Origin of the sequence: Campylobacter concisus (assembly GCF_902460595.1) — a bacterium.
In the GTDB taxonomy this organism is placed as follows: Bacteria; Campylobacterota; Campylobacteria; order Campylobacterales; family Campylobacteraceae; genus Campylobacter_A; species Campylobacter_A concisus_BL.
This window is the reverse complement of record NZ_CABPVA010000003.1, coordinates 126438-143371: the sequence shown is the minus strand read 5'-3', so window position 1 is coordinate 143371 and position 16934 is coordinate 126438. Positions and strand designations below refer to the sequence as shown.

At 41.7% G+C, this 16934-nt stretch carries 19 protein-coding genes and 1 pseudogene; 8 read left to right on the top strand and 12 right to left on the bottom strand.

The genetic code is table 11. The features are described from left to right. Nucleotides 1-74: 74 nt before the first annotated feature. A complete protein-coding gene (gene leuC / locus F3G86_RS06935) occupies nucleotides 75-1340 on the top strand; it encodes a 3-isopropylmalate dehydratase large subunit (protein ID WP_149723417.1) in 1266 nt (421 codons plus the stop codon). Nucleotides 1341-1711: 371 nt separating this feature from the next. Here the strand turns inward: leuC and F3G86_RS10785 are convergent, their stop codons facing one another. Continuing rightward, nucleotides 1712-1849 carry a hypothetical protein gene (locus F3G86_RS10785; RefSeq protein ID WP_262974879.1) on the bottom strand — a complete coding sequence of 46 codons (138 nt, stop codon included), beginning with the start codon at nucleotides 1847-1849 and terminating at the stop codon, nucleotides 1712-1714. Nucleotides 1850-2151: 302 nt separating this feature from the next. On the opposite strand from F3G86_RS10785, the gene F3G86_RS06925 reads away from it, so the two are divergent. The 4 genes from F3G86_RS06925 to F3G86_RS06910 all read left to right on the top strand — a co-directional run bounded on the left by F3G86_RS06925 (nucleotide 2152) and on the right by F3G86_RS06910 (nucleotide 6357). Beyond that, on the top strand, nucleotides 2152-2715 hold the full coding sequence (locus F3G86_RS06925) for a molybdenum cofactor guanylyltransferase (protein ID WP_149723416.1): 564 nt from the start codon (nucleotides 2152-2154) through the stop codon (nucleotides 2713-2715). Beyond that, nucleotides 2708-3670, top strand: coding sequence for a phospholipase A (locus F3G86_RS06920; RefSeq protein WP_149723415.1), 963 nt, complete (start codon nucleotides 2708-2710; stop codon nucleotides 3668-3670). Before F3G86_RS06925 ends, F3G86_RS06920 begins: the two co-directional genes overlap by 8 nt. A 165-nt stretch (nucleotides 3671-3835) precedes the next feature. Further along, entirely contained in the window at nucleotides 3836-5230 is a 1395-nt protein-coding gene (locus tag F3G86_RS06915; protein WP_149723414.1) for a GntP family permease, read from the top strand. After that, nucleotides 5227-6357 carry a glycerate kinase family protein gene (locus tag F3G86_RS06910; RefSeq protein ID WP_149723413.1) on the top strand — a complete coding sequence of 377 codons (1131 nt, stop codon included), beginning with the start codon at nucleotides 5227-5229 and terminating at the stop codon, nucleotides 6355-6357. Before F3G86_RS06915 ends, F3G86_RS06910 begins: the two co-directional genes overlap by 4 nt. 433 nt (nucleotides 6358-6790) lie before the next feature. On the opposite strand, the pseudogene F3G86_RS06905 reads toward F3G86_RS06910, so the two are convergent. From F3G86_RS06905 to F3G86_RS06855, 11 genes and pseudogenes are all read right to left on the bottom strand, one after another. After that, nucleotides 6791-6916, bottom strand: a pseudogene (locus F3G86_RS06905) (integrase); the annotation flags it as partial. Between the two features lie 33 nt (nucleotides 6917-6949). After that, on the bottom strand, nucleotides 6950-7810 hold the full coding sequence (locus F3G86_RS06900) for an AMIN domain-containing protein (RefSeq protein ID WP_149723412.1): 861 nt from the start codon (nucleotides 7808-7810) through the stop codon (nucleotides 6950-6952). 5 nt (nucleotides 7811-7815) lie between these two features. Further along, complete coding sequence (locus F3G86_RS11035; protein ID WP_180385140.1) at nucleotides 7816-7998, bottom strand: hypothetical protein; 183 nt, start codon at nucleotides 7996-7998, stop codon at nucleotides 7816-7818. Nucleotides 7999-8102: 104 nt separating this feature from the next. Continuing rightward, nucleotides 8103-9353 carry a phosphopyruvate hydratase gene (eno, locus tag F3G86_RS06890; protein WP_002940828.1) on the bottom strand — a complete coding sequence of 417 codons (1251 nt, stop codon included), beginning with the start codon at nucleotides 9351-9353 and terminating at the stop codon, nucleotides 8103-8105. Continuing rightward, a complete protein-coding gene (gene recA, locus F3G86_RS06885) occupies nucleotides 9353-10450 on the bottom strand; it encodes a recombinase RecA (protein WP_002940852.1) in 1098 nt (365 codons plus the stop codon). The genes eno and recA overlap by 1 nt, the downstream gene beginning before the upstream one ends. Nucleotides 10451-10512: 62 nt before the next feature. Next, nucleotides 10513-11001, bottom strand: a complete 489-nt coding sequence (locus F3G86_RS06880; protein ID WP_107914851.1) for an addiction module antitoxin — start codon at nucleotides 10999-11001, stop codon at nucleotides 10513-10515. Between the two features lie 8 nt (nucleotides 11002-11009). After that, entirely contained in the window at nucleotides 11010-11807 is a 798-nt protein-coding gene (locus tag F3G86_RS06875) for a UDP-N-acetylmuramate dehydrogenase (RefSeq protein ID WP_149723411.1), read from the bottom strand. Then, the gene (gene fliQ / locus F3G86_RS06870) at nucleotides 11804-12073 is read right to left on the bottom strand and encodes a flagellar biosynthesis protein FliQ (RefSeq protein ID WP_223154231.1); all 270 of its coding nucleotides are present in this window, start codon (nucleotides 12071-12073) and stop codon (nucleotides 11804-11806) included. The genes F3G86_RS06875 and fliQ overlap by 4 nt, the downstream gene beginning before the upstream one ends. Then, nucleotides 12070-12885, bottom strand: a complete 816-nt coding sequence (locus F3G86_RS06865) for a menaquinone biosynthesis family protein (protein ID WP_239389814.1) — start codon at nucleotides 12883-12885, stop codon at nucleotides 12070-12072. Before F3G86_RS06865 ends, fliQ begins: the two co-directional genes overlap by 4 nt. A gap of 112 nt (nucleotides 12886-12997) precedes the next feature. Then, nucleotides 12998-13492: a chemotaxis protein gene (locus tag F3G86_RS06860; RefSeq protein ID WP_149723410.1), complete on the bottom strand. Its 495-nt coding sequence runs from the start codon at nucleotides 13490-13492 to the stop codon at nucleotides 12998-13000. A gap of 8 nt (nucleotides 13493-13500) precedes the next feature. After that, a complete protein-coding gene (locus tag F3G86_RS06855) occupies nucleotides 13501-14589 on the bottom strand; it encodes a nicotinate phosphoribosyltransferase (protein ID WP_149723409.1) in 1089 nt (362 codons plus the stop codon). A 73-nt stretch (nucleotides 14590-14662) separates the two neighbouring features. Between F3G86_RS06855 and F3G86_RS11030 the strand changes: the two genes are divergently transcribed. The 3 genes from F3G86_RS11030 (at nucleotide 14663) to F3G86_RS06840 (ending at nucleotide 16793) form a co-directional block, all read left to right on the top strand. Continuing rightward, nucleotides 14663-14824: a hypothetical protein gene (locus F3G86_RS11030; RefSeq protein ID WP_188116437.1), complete on the top strand. Its 162-nt coding sequence runs from the start codon at nucleotides 14663-14665 to the stop codon at nucleotides 14822-14824. Nucleotides 14825-15009: 185 nt separating this feature from the next. Continuing rightward, a complete protein-coding gene (gene accB / locus F3G86_RS06845; protein ID WP_087583527.1) occupies nucleotides 15010-15462 on the top strand; it encodes an acetyl-CoA carboxylase biotin carboxyl carrier protein in 453 nt (150 codons plus the stop codon). Then, nucleotides 15462-16793, top strand: coding sequence for an acetyl-CoA carboxylase biotin carboxylase subunit (locus tag F3G86_RS06840; protein ID WP_004317853.1), 1332 nt, complete (start codon nucleotides 15462-15464; stop codon nucleotides 16791-16793). Before accB ends, F3G86_RS06840 begins: the two co-directional genes overlap by 1 nt. Nucleotides 16794-16934: the final 141 nt, after the last annotated feature.

Genomic DNA, 16934 nt, shown 5'->3' with positions numbered 1-16934 from the left:
GTGATTTAAAGCGCTGGCTAAATATCTTTTTATACAAATTTCGTTAAAATCGCCTCAAAATTTAAAGGAAATTTATGAAACAAACCATCACAGAAAAAATATTTTCAGATCACGTTGGCAAAGAGGTAAGCGCAGGAGAGATCATCGAGAGCAAGATCGATATGATCATAGGCAACGACATCACGACGCCTATTTCGATCAAGCAGTTTGAGCGAAGTGGCGCAAAAAAGCTAGCTAACCCAGACGGCTTTGCCATCGTGATGGACCACTACATCCCGACAAAGGACATCCTAAGCGCAAATCAAGCCAAAATTTCACGCGAATTTGCCTATAAACACGACCTTAAAAACTATTTTGACGAAAAAGATATGGGCATCGAGCACGCGCTTTTGCCTGAAAAAGGGCTAGTCATCCCAGGCGACGTCATCATCGGCGCAGACAGCCACACCTGTACGCACGGCGCTCTTGGGGCCTTTAGCACCGGCATGGGTAGCACCGACCTAGCTTATGCGATGATCACTGGTAAAAACTGGTTTAAAGTGCCTGAGAGTATCAAGGTCGTCTTTAAAGGCAAGCTTGATAAGCACGTCTACGGCAAGGACCTCATCCTTGAGATCATCCGCCAAATAGGCGTTGATGGCGCACTTTACAAGGCGCTTGAGTTTAGCGGCGAGGTGATAGATGGCCTTAGTATAGATGATAGATTTTCAATGTGCAACATGGCGATCGAAGCTGGCGCAAAGAGCGGTATCATCGCAGTTGATGAGATCACAAAAGAGTTTTTAAAAGATAAAAATTTGCGCGATAAACCAAAATTTTTCTACTCAGACGAGGGCGCAAAATACGACAAAATTTTAGAGATAGATGTCACAAACCTTGATCCAGTCATCGCATATCCATTTTTGCCAAGCAACGGCAAGAGCGTAAGACAGGCAGTTCGCGACGATCTAACTATCGATCAGGCATTTATCGGCTCATGCACAAATGGCCGTCTAAGCGACCTTCGTATAGCAGCGCAGATCCTAAAAGGCAAAAAAGTAGCTCGCAAAACAAGGCTCATCATCACTCCAGCGACGCAAAAGATCGCAAGAGCTGCTGAAAAAGAGGGGCTTATAGATATTTTCATCGAAGCAGGAGCGGTTGTCAGCAACCCAACATGTGGCGCTTGCCTTGGCGGATATATGGGCATTTTAGGCGCAAATGAGCGCTGTATCTCAACGACAAATAGAAATTTCGTCGGCCGTATGGGCGATAGAACGAGTGAAATTTATCTGGCTAACTCGGCAGTTGTGGCGGCGAGCGCGATAGCAGGTAAAATCGCCGATCCGCGTGATCTTTAGAATTTAACGGCTCGTCTCGCGAGCGCTTTTAATGGAGCTAGTAAAAATTTAGCTCGATAGACTGAATTGTCTTATCTTTGCTAAATTTTTACGTCGCTTCTGCTTGCAGTTGCGACCTCAAGGGGGTAAAGCCTTTAAACCCATCTCACGATACTTTGCCTTATATTTGTGACAAAATTTGGTGAAATATTTTTTTTGTGAAATTTTCGTTGTAATATCTGGTTTTATCTGTAAAAATCAAAGAAATTCAAAAGCATTTTGTATAAATTAAATTTAGCCGATAAATTTGCAAATTTATCGGCTATTTTTTAGCATAAAAGGTTTGAAGCTAGCGCATTAAAATGCTGTTATAGTTGCCAAAAGTCCAAAGATTATACCTGGTAGGTTTGCAGCAGAAAGTGGATAGTTTTTTTAGCTTTTAGCAAGCCGTAACTTGTCCAGATCGTGCAGTTTAGCGCAGCAGCTAAGGGCTGGATAAAAGGTGTTTTGTTGCCATCAAGGTTGCCCATTATTTGTGGGATATATGAAAAAGTACATAATAACTGGTAAGCACGTACCTATCTAGCCTAAAATTTGTAAATTTCTTTCACTCATGTGATCTCCTTTAAAAGTAAGCAGTTATTTTCTAGTTTTATGATTAGCGAGGTAAAAATTATTTTATCTGCTAGAAAGTAGCTCTTGCGTTGGCAAAACTGCCCTTTTTTTGCAAATTTAAGGGCGAAGCTTTTATCAAGTGATAATAAATTTAAAACAAGATGAGTTAGAAAATTTGGTTATACTTTTGTAATTTTTAAAATTTAAAAGGATAAAAATGCAAACTTGCGTCATTTTAGCAGGGGGCAAGAGCTCACGCATGGGTCAGGATAAGACCTTGCTGCCATTTGGGGGCTTTGAAACGCTTACGCACTATCAAGCTTCTAAATTTAGCAAAGTCTTTGATGAGGTTTTTGTAAGCTCCAAATTTGAGAAATTTAACCCACCTATAAAGCTCATAAAAGATGAGAGTAGTGAGGATTTTTCGCCGATGCTAGCGCTTTACTCTGTGCTTAAAAGCTTTGATCATAGCGTCTTTATCATCCCAGCTGATATGCCATTTTTTGATCTTGTAAGTCTTGACGAGCTAGCTAAATTTAAAGATGAATTTGACATGGTCGTAGCTGGCGATGATGAGCATATCCACTCGCTTTGTGGCTTTTTTAGCCCAAGCTTAGCCCCGTTTGCGCATGAGCTTTACCAAAAAAATGAACACAAAATCGGACTTTTACGAAAAAGCTGCAAGTGCAAGATAGTAAATTTTGATGATAAAGAGCAGTTTTTTAACGTAAATTTCCCGGAAGAATACAAAATAGCAAATGAAAAGATGAAAAATGAGTAAATTTATACTACTTTTAAGCCTTGGCCTTACATTTTTGATGGCTAGCAGGACGGATGATTTTAAGAGGGCGCAAGAGCTTGAGCAAAGTGGCGATATAAGGGCTGCTATGCAAATTTATAAAGAGCTAGCCAAAAGCTCTTTAGGCGAGCAAGAAGCGGCGCAAAATGTGCAAGCAAGCGAGCCTGCAACAAATGAAGCGAAGCTAAAGCAGGCTGATCTTTTAAGAGATAAAAGCGATAAAAATTTACAAAACGCACTTGGTATCGAGCTTTATAAATTTAACTACCTTTTACCAGTAACTTACGCTAAAACTGTGCCAGATGATGGGCGAAAGAGCGTTGAGACCAAGTTTCAAATAAGCCTTGCAAAGCCGCTATTTTACGACGTTTTTGGTCTTAGAGAGAGCCTTGTGGCAGCCTATACACAGACTTCGTGGTGGCAGATCGCTAAAAAGTCATCGCCGTTTCGCGAGACAAACTATCAGCCTGAAATTTTCTTAAATTTTGCCTCTCCAAAATACCTAGAGCAAATAGGCATCCAAAATCTAAAATTTGGCCTTTTGCATGAGTCAAACGGACGAGATGGCAGCAAATCAAGAAGCTGGAACAGAGCCTACGTGCAAAGCGACTTTGTCTATGGCAACTTTAGCGTCTCGCCAAGAGTTTGGAGCGTGATCGGCGAAAAGAACGACAACAAAGAAATTTTAAACTACATCGGACACGGAGATCTAAGGCTTAGCTACAAGCTAAATGATCAAATTTTTAGCCTAATGCTAAGAAATAACTTACATTTTGATAAAACAAATAAAGGTGCAGCTGAAATTTCATATATGTTTCCGATATTTTCAAGCGGCGTTTATGGCTATTTGCAGTATTTTACAGGATATGGCGAGAGCTTGATTGATTATGATAGGCACACAGATAAGGTCGGTCTTGGCTTTGTTATTTTAAAATAGCCTTAAAAATTTAATCTTATAAAGTGACTAAATTTGGGCAGATGATGCAAATTTCAGAAAAATAATGAAAAAAATTTAACTAATAGAAAAACTTAAAAATATTAGAAAAAATATAAGCAAATTTTGCTAAAATCACTAGCAAAATCTCACAATAAAGGAGTTTTCATGAGCGGTATGGCTTTGATTGTCTGTTTTGTTATAGCAATCATCCTTATGATCCTTATGATCTCAAAGTTCAAGGTGCATCCATTTTTGGCACTTATGAGTATATCTTTGGTGCTAGCAATAGTCGCAGGCATCGATCTATCCAAGATCCCAGCGATGATAGGCGTTGGTTTTAGTGGCACATTTAAGAGCATCGGCATCGTCATCATCTTTGGAACGATCATCGGCACAGTGCTTGAAAAAACGGGAGCCGCGCTAAAGCTAGCGGACATGGTCGTAAAGCTAGTCGGACAAAGACGCCCTGAGCTTGCCATGCTTATAATGGGCTGGGTTGTAGGCATACCGGTATTTTGCGATAGCGGTTTTGTCGTCTTAAACTCTATCCGCGAGGCACTTTATAAGAAAATTTCAGCAAGCCCGGTCGCGATGTCAGTAGCACTTAGTGGCGGTCTATACGCTTCTCACGTCTTCATCCCGCCAACTCCTGGCCCGATAGCCGCTGCTGGCACACTTGGACTTGGAGGGAATTTACTTCTTGTCATCATCATGGGTACAGTAGTTTCGGTGCCTGTTTTGGTAGCTGTTTATTTCTTTTCAAAAAGTATCGCTAAAAGCGTAACTATCAGCGATAAAGAGGCTGACGCTACGATAACAGCGAGCTACGAGGAGCTTTTAAATAAATTTGGCAAATTGCCAAGCGGATTTTTAAGCATCGCACCTATCATCATGCCTATCATTTTCATGGCGGTTGGCTCTGTGATCGACGTTTTGGCAAAACAAGGCATGCTTGATAAAGCTGCGCTCTTGCCAAAGATATTTTTATTTTTAGGTAATCCTATCATCGCTCTAGCTATCGGCGTTATCTTTTGTGTATTTTTACTAGCTGAAACTAAAAAGATGAGAGAATTTGATCATATAACAAACGAGTCTTTAAAGATCGCTGGTCCTATACTCTTTATCACCGCAGCTGGCGGCGTTTTGGGCAACGTCATCACTGAGGCTGGCTTTGTAAATTTCATAAAAGAAAATGCCTCAACTATAAAAGCGATAGGAATTTTCTTCCCATTCATCATCTCAGCCGTGCTAAAAACCGCTCAAGGAAGCTCGACTGTTGCTATCATCACGACAGCCTCTATCATGGGCGCATTTAGCGCTGACAACTCGCTCATGCACACACTTGGCTTTACGAGTGAAATTTCAGCCGCTCTTTGTGTCATGGCGATAGCGTCTGGTGCGATGTGCGTATCTCACGCAAACGACAGCTATTTCTGGGTCGTGACAAACTTTAGTAAGATGACCGCAGATCAAGGTTACCGCACACAAACTGCGATGACATTTATCATGGGCGTTGTTGGTATGATTAGCGTTTATATACTATCTTTGGTGCTTTTATGAGAATTTTGGTTGCGATAGATTCATTAAAAGGCTCGCTAAGCTCGCTTGAGGCGGGCCTTGCTATAAAAGAAGCCCTTGAAGACTTTTGCGATGTCGTCGTAAAGCCTGTAGCTGACGGCGGTGAGGGCAGTGTGGAGGCTATGGCTGACGCACTTGATGCTAAATTTATAGATACCATCGTCAAAAACCCACTTGGCACTGAAATTTTAGCTAGATATGCCCTAAAAGATGACCTTGCCATACTTGAGATGTCAAGCGCTTCTGGGCTTACTCTTATAAATCCTGATGAGAGAAATCCCATGAAAACTAGCACATTTGGCTTTGGTCAGATGATAAAAGATGCCATTAGCAAGGGTGCTAGGAAATTTATCATAGGTATTGGCGGAAGTGCGACAAACGACGCTGGCATAGGTATGCTAAGTGCTCTTGGCTTTAAATTTTATGATAAAAATGGCTCTTTGCTTGAGGGCAAAGGCGAGGACTTGGCTCAAATTTGCGAGTTTTCAGATGAAGAGGCTATAAAAGAGCTAAAAGAGTGTGAATTCTTAATCGCCTGTGACGTGGATAATCCACTCTACGGTCAAAAGGGCGCAGCCTACGTCTATGCCCCACAAAAGGGTGCAAATGGCCGCATGGTAAAGCAGCTTGATGATGGGCTAAAGCACTTTGCGGGGCTTGTAAAAGAGAAAAATGGCACTAAATTTCACACGCAAAAGGGCGCTGGAGCAGCTGGCGGACTTGGCTTTGCTTTTGTCGCTTTTTTGGGCGCAAAGCTTAGGCCTGGCATCGAGATCATCACGCAGACAATAGCGCTTGAAGATGAGATAAAAAAGGCCGATCTTGTCATCACTGGTGAGGGTCGTATGGACTTTCAAAGCACCATGGGCAAGACCCCAACAGGCGTGGCAAAGATAGCTAAGAGGCATCATAAGCCAGTCATCGCGCTTGCTGGAAGCGTGCAAAGGTGCGCCAAAGACTGCCATAAACACGGCATAGATGCGTATTTTTGCATACTAAATGAGCCAATGAGCCTTGAAGAAGCCATGCGAAAAGATAATGCCATTAGAAATTTAAAGATGACCGCCGAGCAAGTCATCCGCCTTTATATGCTAAATCACAAAGCATAAATTTAAAAAAGATAGAAGCTAAATTTCTATCTTTTTCTCCCAAAATTTAACTTCAAATTTTACTCACAAAGTGCTACAAAAATTCTCAAAATTTAATACATTTTGCAAAAATAAAAACTCTTAAAAGTAAATGGTGAATTTAGCCTAAATGACTGGCTCGTGGGCACTCGCACTGGGCAAACGTTCCCCTGCAAAGATAAGAAAGATAGGCTAGTTTGATAAATTTGGCGAGCAGAGTAAAATTTGCTTGCCAAATTTCATTTTCGTGATAGCTTTTTGTCCGTTTGGCGTAAATTTATATGTAGGGCAAGCTTTGAGGCTGCTTGCAAGCTAAAAATTCTCACATATCTATAGAGTTTCGTAGTTAAATTTGATGTTTTAAATTTATATGGGTTAAATTTAGTATAGCTAGTTTGCTCTATTATTGAGCGCTCTAGTTCGCTAGATCCTCAGCCACTTTTGTGGTTAGTTTTAGCTTGTCACTATCAAAGTGTGTGTAAATTCGCGAGGCATTTAGGCTTGCATATCTAAAAGCTTTTTGCACTAGTGTCAGCTTTTTTGGTTACGACCAAGAGAAATTTAAATATAAAAACTATAAAAGCTTAAGCACATATCCATTTTCAACGGCTTCAAGCTTATATTTATGCATCTTATCAAGCTCTAAAACCACTCTGAAATATTTGTCATGCCAGCCGATTATTACGTTTTTAAAAGTTTCGTTTTCAAGCTTTAAATTTCTAGTTTTAAAGCTTCTTGGAGGTTTTGCAAAGTCAAGCACGATCTTGTTTTTCTCGTAGGCAAAGTGTTTTAAATTTTTAGCTTTTGTGATGATATTTAGCTCTTTTTCATGTGTTAAAAAGCTCACAAATCCTAAGAATTTCACCTCTTTTTCGCTGCTTTTTATCTCCCCAACAGGCTTTGAGGCTGGCTCGATCTTTACTTCGACTACTTTTTGCTCAGGCTTAGCAGACTCTTTTACTTTTTTTGTGCCAAGGTCGATCACTACGACGTTTGGAGTTGGCACATCTGAGCTTTTATTTCTATCTTTGTTTGAAATTTTAGTCTCATTTTTTTCTATTATCACTGGCGTGCTAACCTTTTGAGCTGGTACCTCTGCCATCGTGACAGAAACATCTAGTTTTTTAGCTGCGACTGGTTCTGGATTTTTCATCTTGCTTAGGGCAAATTCATCGTTCCAGTCGATAGTTTTGTTTATATCGGTTAGTCTTTTTTCTTTTATGCTGCCGTCATTTGCTCTGTATCTTATGGTGACATCAAGCAAAAGCATCGCATCGCTTGGAAATTTAAACGAGAGCGAGTTGAAGCTGTCATATTTTTCTACGACGTTTGTCGTCATAACGCTTGTGTTTAGCTCGCTAATAGGCATAAATGGGTTTTCTCTAGCGCATAAGCTCGCAGTCAAGATAGATAAAACTAACCAAATTTTCTTCATCGTTCCTACTTTTTATTAGAGTCTGGCTCAAGGCCTTGTAGTTCAAAATAATCTTTTTGCAGACGTGCGTTTAGTTTTTTCAAAATTTCCACGTCCTCGCTAAGCCTCTCTTTTTTGCTCTGAAGGCTTAGCATCACGTCAAGTGAGCGTTTGCCAAACATCATGTTGCCCACGTAAAAGGCAAACATAGCCACGCAAATGGTGGCTATGACGTAGCGCAGTGTCGGCCGAACAAATTTTACGATTTTATGAAATATGCCATCTTCTTTGCCATATTCATCTAAAATTTCGCTCAAATATTATCCCCTAAAAACTCACCCGCCTCAAGCTCGATCTCAAGCAAGCGGTTGTATTTTGCGTTGCGCTCGCTTCTTGAAGTGGCACCAGTCTTTATCTCGCCAGTGTTTAGTGCGACTGCGAAGTCAGCGATAAACGCATCTTCGCTCTCGCCGCTTCTGTGGCTCATGATGCAGCGGTAGCCGTTTCTTTGAGCAAGGCGGACAGTTTGCATAGTTTGCGTGACTGAGCCTATTTGATTTGGCTTGATCAAAATCGCGTTTGCAATGTTTTTCTCGATGCCCTCGCGTAAAATTTTCTCATTTGTGACAAAAAGATCGTCGCCAACTAGCTGCACCTTGCTGCCAAGCCTTTTTGTAAGCTCAGCCCAGCCGCTCCAGTCATCCTCGCTAAGACCATCTTCGATAGAAAATATCGGATATTTTTCGCAAAGTTTTTCGTAGTAGCTAATGAGCTCGTCGCTACTAAATTTCTTGCCCTCAAGCTCGTATTTGCCGTCTTTGTAAAGCTCGCTTGAAGCGACGTCAAGGGCAAGTTTTATCTGGCTGCCTAGCTCATATCCAGCCTCTTTTACGGCTTGTGAGATTAGTTTTAGTGGCTCTTCGTTGTCTTTTAAATTTGGAGCAAATCCGCCCTCGTCGCCGACAGCAGTGCTGTGTCCGGCTGCGTTTAGGATAGATTTTAGCTTGTGGTAAATTTCAGTTGCAGCTCTAAGTGCTTCGCTAAATGTGCTAAAGCCAAATGGCATGATCATAAATTCTTGAAAATCAACGCTGTTATTTGCGTGTGCGCCGCCATTTATGATGTTAAACATCGGCACTGGCAAGATGCTAGCGTTTGCACCGCCAAGGTAGCGGTATAGCGGGATATTTAGGCTCTTTGCAGCTGCGCGAGCTACTGCCATAGATACGCCAAGGACCGCATTTGCGCCTAAATTTGAGTAGTTGTGCGTGCCATCAAGCTCAAGCATCTCAGCATCGACTGCTTTTTGGTTATAAGCATCAAGTCCTATCACTGCTTCAGCGATCTTTTCATTTACGTTTGAAACAGCCTTTAAAACGCCCTTGCCAGCATATCTTTCGTCTTTGTCGCGAAGCTCGAGCGCCTCACGCTTGCCAGTGCTTGCGCCGCTTGGTACGATCGCGCTTGCCTCGGTTCCGTCGCTTAGTCTAACTGTCGCACGAACTGTTGGGTTGCCTCTACTGTCTAAAACCTCGTGAGCTTCTACATCTTCAATAAATACCATTATTCATCTCCTGCTTCGTTTGTATCGTCGTCTTCGTCTTTTGCGCCGCTGCTTATTAGGTGATCTATCCCCATTGAGCCTTTGATCGCCGCTACTATCTCGTCAGAAATTTCTGGGTGCTCTTTTAGGTAGGCTTTGGCGTTTTCTCTACCTTGACCTAGTTTTTCGGCCTTGTAGCTAAACCACGCACCTGATTTGTCGATGATGTCTAGTTTTACACCATAGTCGATGATCTCGCCCTCTTTGCTCACACCCTCGCCAAACATGATGTCAAATTCAGCCACTTTAAATGGAGGTGCGACCTTGTTTTTAACGACTTTTGCTTTTGTGCGGTTGCCGATAGGCTCGTCATTTTGTTTAAGTGTGGCTATCTTTCTAACATCGATCCTTACAGATGAGTAAAATTTAAGCGCATTACCGCCAGTTGTGGTCTCTGGCGTGCCATATCCCATCATACCGATCTTCATACGAATTTGGTTGATGAAGATAACAGTTGTCTTCATCTTGCTTAAAATTCCAGTTAGCTTTCTAAGCGCCTGGCTCATTAGCCTTGCTTGAAGGCCCACGTGCTGATCGCCCATGTCGCCATCTATCTCGCTCTTTGGAGTAAGCGCAGCGACGCTATCAACCACGATAAGATCGATAGCACCACTTCTTGCAAGCGTCTCAACGATCTCAAGTGCCTGCTCGCCAAAGTCTGGCTGAGAGACGTAAAGGTTGTCGGTATTTACGCCTAAATTTGAAGCGTATTTTACGTCTAGTGCGTGTTCTGCATCGACAAATGCACAAATTCCGCCAGCTTTTTGCGCTTCAGCGATGATGTGAAGCGTTAGAGTAGTCTTACCAGAGCTTTCTGGTCCGTAGATCTCGATGATCCTGCCTTTTGGGACGCCGCCTATGCCAAGAGCCAGATCAAGTCCTAGCGAGCCAGTCGGTATCGACTCGATAGCCTCAACCTCTTTGTCACCAAGTCTTAAAAGCGTGCCTTTGCCAAAAGCTTTATCGATCTGCTTTAGCGCAAGCTCGAGCGCCTTTTTCTTGTCCGCTTCGCTCTCTGGGATAGCTATCTTTTTGTCACTATCTTTTTCTTTTGCCATTTTTTACCTTATAGTTGAAATTTGGCTTGATTTTATCTAAAAAGAGATGAATTTTACTTGATTTACTCGCAAATTATAATATTTTCGCCAAGCAGCGCAGCGCTATCAATAAGAGCAAAAAGCTGCTCTTTTTCAAACAAAAATCCATAAATTTGATCTTCGTTTTTTAGTATTGCAAGCTTAAGCGGCTCTACAAGGGAGCTTGCGCAAATGTTTAAAAAAGCTTCATCGATATGATTTTGTGAAATTTGGGGTTTGGTTTTGAAATTTTCATCTTTTATAAAAGAGATAAATTTCTCTTGCGAGGTAGATTTATTAAATTTAAAAATTAGTTTTTCTTTTAAGGCCTGCGCTAAAATTTCATCAAATTTAACTAGGTCGATGTAGTTTTGCACACCTAAAATTTGAGCAAAATTTAGCAGATTTTTATCATGATCAGCCATATTTTTCTCATGCTCGCTTTGTGCCTTTTTAGCCCTATAAACGGCATAAAAACCAATCATAATAAACAAAAATGAAAGTGTTAAAACTTCTGCTAAAAACTCACTCATTATCATCCTTATAAAATGCAAACTTCAGTCTTAAGCTCTACGCCAAATTTCTCTAAAACTCTAGCCTTCGCCAAATTTATAAGGCTAGTGGCGTCCTCAAAGCTTGCGTGGTTAAAATTTATCAAAAAATTTGCGTGCTCTTCGCTAAATTTAGCTCCGCCAATAGCGTATCCCTTTAGTCCAACTGCCTCAAGCATTGCCCCTGCAAAGTGCCCTTCTGGATTTACAAAGCAGCTGCCAAAGCTAGCGCCTTTTGGCTGATTTGCCCTTTTTGCGCTTATAGCATCAGATATGCTTGCGTCAAAGCCGCTAGAAAGCTTAAATTTAGCCCCCAAAATAGCCTCATCTATGCCGCTATGGCGGTAGCTAAAGCTTATCTCCTCTTTGCTCACCCAGCCACGAGCCAGACGCACATGCGTGAGATTGTCGCTTATGCTAAATTTAAGCAGTCCAGCGTTCATTTTTATAAGTCCGCCAAGCGTGCCTGGGATATTTTTTAAAAACTCAAGGTGAGCTATGTTGTTTTGCTTGCAGAAGTTATAAATTTTAGCTGATTTTGTCGCAGCACCTATCTCAAGGTAAATTTTCTCGTCACAAATTTCTAAATTTATATAGTCAAAGCTCTTGCCAAGCATCGCCATTTTTGGGGGATTTGGCGAGATAAGAAGGTTGTTACCCCCGCCTATCATCACAGAGCCTAAAAAGTGAGGCGAATTTAAATCTTCAAGGCTATCAACCTCGAAAATTTCATGCACGCCGCCTATCCTAACTGAGGTAAATTTAGAAAAATCAACAAGCCTCGTCACTGGATAAATTCCGGTATAAAATCAAGCATACGAGTGGTAAATTCAACCATCATCGAGATCATCCAAGGCATTAAAAATATGATGACAACGACTACTAGCAAAATTTTTGGCACGAAGCTTAGCGTGGTTTCGTTTATCTGCGTGGTCGCTTGAAAGATGGAGATGATAAGACCTGCAATGAGGCCGCTTAACAGCATCGGGAGGCTGATATAAAGGGCGATCTTAAAGGTTTCAACTCCAAGTGAGACAAGCGTACTTTGCATCAGCTAAACCTTACTTCGTTGTATTCAGTTGGGATTAGGTAGTCGTTTACGTCGATTGGCTTTTCAAAAAAGCCTTTGTTGTAGCCTATTTGATAGAGCTTATTTAGCGCTTTTAGCTGCGTTTCGTTCATGCTTATTGACTCGTCATTTGCGTATAAATTTAGATACGTTTTTAGCTCATCTTTGCCAACTCTGATGAGATTTCGCTCCATTAGCATGTGAGATAAAAATGGCTTGTGAGAAGTGGCGATCCTAACGGCCTCGCTAAGCACTCTCTCGCACTCGATCGCGTCGGTTATGGGTAGGCTTCGTCTAAGCGCCATGCCACCAAGTGGAAGTGGTAAATTTTCGCCGTTTAGCTCGCTCCAGATGTCCCAAATTTCGCGCTCCACGCAGAGCTGGTCTGAGAAATTTAAGATACTTTCATGTATGAGCACGCCAGCATCGACCTCGCCGCTAAGCACGGCATTTTCAATCTCAAGAAAATTTTTATAAACGATCCTTGCCTCTGGGTAGGCTATGCGAAAAAGCAGGGCATTTGTCGTGTTTTTGCCAGAGAGAGCGACCTTGAAATTTCGCTTTAGTTGCTTATCTTTTAGCTTGATAAGCTTTGGACCATATCCATTACCAAAGCTCACTGCACAGCGTAAAAGCGCAAATTCATCGCAAATTTTAGGATAGAGCGCAAAGCTGATCGCCGTTGCCTCATAAGTGCCTTTTAACGCCTCTTCATTTAGCGTTTCTATATCAAGCGCCTTTGATGTAAAGGCTAAATTTTTACTGCTAACCCAGCCAAATTTGACCGCGGCATACATGAAAATATCGTCAGCGTCTGGCGAGTGAGCGACGTTTATGGTTTTTAGATTGTGCAAAGATGATCCTTTTTTTGATTACGCCATTTTAATGAAATTTATTTAAAATAAAGTTTTAAGGGCGGTTTTGAAACGATTTTACCAGCTTTGCCTCTTTGAAATTTAGCACGTATTTCACGTCTATGGCGTCTTTAGCTCCTTTTCTTCGAGCTTGGAGCGTCGAGTAAAATGGATGCTTAAGTTCTAGCATCTTAAGCAGTTTTTGATCGCTATCTTCTTTTTTTATATTTTCAACGATTATTGTCGTTATAAATTTATCCTCAAACTCGTAAAATGGCCAGACTATCACGCCTGCGTCGCTTGTCTTAAAGTCCGTAATCTTAGATTTTTTAGGGATATTTAGCATGGAGATGATCTTTTTCGAGCTGTCCGCGTTTTGCAACGAGATCACCTTTACAAGCAGGTCTTTTTTGACTCCGATGCCATTTTGACTAAAGCGATAAACTCCGTCTTCAAGTATGCCAACTTTTTCAAAGGCATTAGCGTAGTTTGCGGCGGTGCAAGCAGTCAGTAAAAGTGACAGAATCGTTAAAATTTTTATAAATTTCATCTTTTCTCCTAAATTTTAACTCTTTTTAGCCTATCTGAAGCGAAATTTTTTCTGCCAAATTTAGCCTCACTTTTGCCGTTTAGCTCGACTAGATCGCCTGTAAAGCCACAAATGTCATTTTTAACAAGATAACTTCCCACGCCATAAATATCAACTGGGGTGTTAAATTTCTCAAATTCGCTCATTTTTTGCGGATTAAAACCTGAGCTAACGACGATTTTGACGTGCTTAAAGCCAGCTTTATCAAGCGCCTCTCTTAGGGCAAATATAAGCTCCTTACAAACGCCATGCGGGTCAAATTTACTCGTATCTTTGCCTTCAAAATACCTATCTATCAAATTTTTACTAGTATCCACTCTAACCGCGCCAAGCCTCTCTTTTAGGGCATTTGCAGCCTTTAGCGCGTCCGTGATCACATCGTTGTTGTAATCAACCAAGGCCGTGATCTGCTCGTTTTCAAAGGTTTTAGCGTAAATTTGGCAAGCCTTCACCACGTCTCCGCCACACATTTGAATGAGTGCGTGAGGCATGGTGCCACCACCTTTTAACCCTGTAAGCTCGCCCTGAGCGTCTGTGGCGACCTTTTTTATACCGCCGATAAATGAAGCATATCCGTCGCCTGGCTGCGTGCAGATGTCATCTTGTCTGTCTGCCATGCTAAAGACGTCCTTGCCATTTGCTGCTTTTATCACGTCTCTGGAGTTTGTCGCCACGCAGCTTCTTCTAGTGAGCGTCGCATCGATGACGTTTTCTAAAAAGCCAAAATCCTCATACTTGCCGCTTATCTTTAAAACTGGCTCGTTTGCATTTATGATATCGCCATCATCAAGTGCGTAAATTTCAAGCTCGCTTGGGTTTTTAGCAAATTTATTGATGATAGCTAAAACCTCGTCGATACCGCAAAGCATGATATCATCACGCCTTTGGAAAAACTGCATCGTCACGTGCTGATCTGGCAGGTTTTGCTTAATTATCTCATTTACTTTTAGAAAGTATTTCGCCGTGAAATAGCCCTCGCCAATCCTAGGATCTAGCCTAAAAGTCTTATCTGTTAGCCTCTCTATCTTGCCTTGCATCTTTAGCTCAAGTTCGTTCATGTCTGTCCTTTTGTTTTTGCGAGATTATACCATTTTAGCGAAATTTGGCGTAGGCAAAAGGGCTAGTGAATTTATGCAAAAAGCAATCTTTATGCCTCAAAATATCGTGGCTACAGCCTTTATCCTAGCGCTCTCACGAGGGCTTGGCGAGGTTGGCATAACGCTCATTTTAGGCGGTAATATCATAGGCAAAACAGACACCATCTCACTTGCTATCTACAACGCAGTCTTGTGACGGCAGAAGCGATCAGGCACTCGCTTTAAGCCTTGTTTTGGTTATGCTTAGTTTTATTTTGTTTTGGGTTATAAATTTGCTAGAAAAAAGTAGGATTTAGCACAAATTTTATGCCAGCTAAAAATTAAATTTATTTAAATTTCGCTACAATTAGGGGCTTATATAAAAATTTAGGAGAATTTTCTATGAAAAAAGAAGATATAAAAGAGCTTATCGAATTTTTTAATGGTATGGAGATGAATCATATCAAGATAAAAAGTGGTGATTTTGAGGTCGAGGTAGAGAAATTTGCTGATTATTGCGCGCCTGCGAAGCCAGTAGCACAAGCAGCAGCTCCAGCACCAACACCTGTAAATGTTGTCGTTAGCTCAGAGGTAAAACCAGCTGCAAATTCGCCAAAAGATAGCATAAAATCTCCTATGGTAGGTACTTTCTACGCTGCTCCGAGCCCAGGCGCTGCCCCATTTGTAAAAGTAGGTCAAAGAGTGAGAAAAGGCGATGTAGTAGGCATCATCGAAGCTATGAAGATCATGAACGAGATCGAGGCTGAGTTTGACTGCCAAATCACTGAGATGCTAGTCTCTGACGGACAGCCAGTTGAGTTTGGATTGCCGTTATTTGGCGTGGAGAAAAATTAATGGAATTAAAAAGAATTTTAATTGCAAACCGCGGTGAGATCGCTCTTCGTGCTTTGCGAACGATAAAGGAGATGGGTAAAGAAGCCGTTGTAGTTTATTCAACCGCTGACAAAGACGCGCTTTACGTAAAATACGCCGACGTAGCCATTTGCATCGGCAAAGAGCGCTCAAGCGACAGCTACCTAAACATCCCAGCTATCATAAGCGCAGCTGAGATCAGCGAAGCAGACGCTATCTTCCCAGGTTATGGCTTTTTAAGTGAAAATCAAAATTTTGTTGAAATTTGCTCACACCACAAGATCAAATTCATTGGACCAAGCGTTGCTGCGATGGCTTTGATGAGCGATAAGAGCAAGGCAAAACAGGTCATGCAAAGAGCTGGCGTGCCAGTCATCCCTGGCTCAGATGGCGCTGTGGCTGATACAAAAGCTGCAAAAGAGCTAGCTAAAAAGATCGGCTATCCTGTCATCTTAAAAGCTGCAGCAGGCGGCGGCGGACGCGGTATGCGCGTGGTTGAAAAAGAGGCTGATTTAGAAAAAGCGTTTTGGTCTGCTGAGAGCGAGGCGATGAGTGCATTTGGCGATGGCACGATGTATATGGAAAAATACATCCTAAATCCACGCCACATCGAGGTTCAAATCATCGGCGATAGCCACGGTAACGTGCTTCACATAGGCGAGCGTGACTGCTCTATGCAGCGCCGTCACCAAAAGCTGATCGAAGAGAGCCCAGCTATCTTGCTTGATGAAAAGACAAGAGAGAGGCTACATGAAACTGCCATAAAAGCGGCAAAAGCGATCGGCTACGAGGGAGCAGGTACGTTTGAGTTTTTGGTTGATAAAAATTTAGACTTTTACTTCATCGAGATGAACACAAGGCTTCAAGTCGAGCACACAGTAAGCGAAATGGTAAGCGGACTTGATATTATAGAGCTTATGATAAAAGTGGCCGAGGGCGAAAAGCTACCGTCACAAAAGAGCATCGAGCTAAAAGGCCATGCGATCGAGTGCAGGATCACAGCCGAGGATCCAAACACCTTCACTCCGTGCCCTGGCAAGATCACAAAATATGTCTGCCCAGGCGGTCGCAACGTGAGAATGGATAGCCACATCTACCAAGACTACTCTATACCGCCGTATTATGACAGTATGATCGGCAAGCTCGTAGTTTGGGACACTGATAGAAATAGAGCTATTCACAAGATGAAAGTTGCTCTTGATCAGCTCATAATAAGTGGCATCAAAACAACAAAAGACTTTCACATCGCCATGATGGAAAACAAAGACTTTTTAAGCAACAACTACGATACAAACTATCTTTCAAGACATTAAAACTAAATTTTAAACCATTGCCCTTTGGCTTTGGTTTAAAATTTCATATTTAAATTTATTTTATAAAGCCAAATTTTTATGAGTTGAGCTATTTTAAATTTAAGAGAAATTTAGCCAGTTTATAACTACTTGCAAAACGTA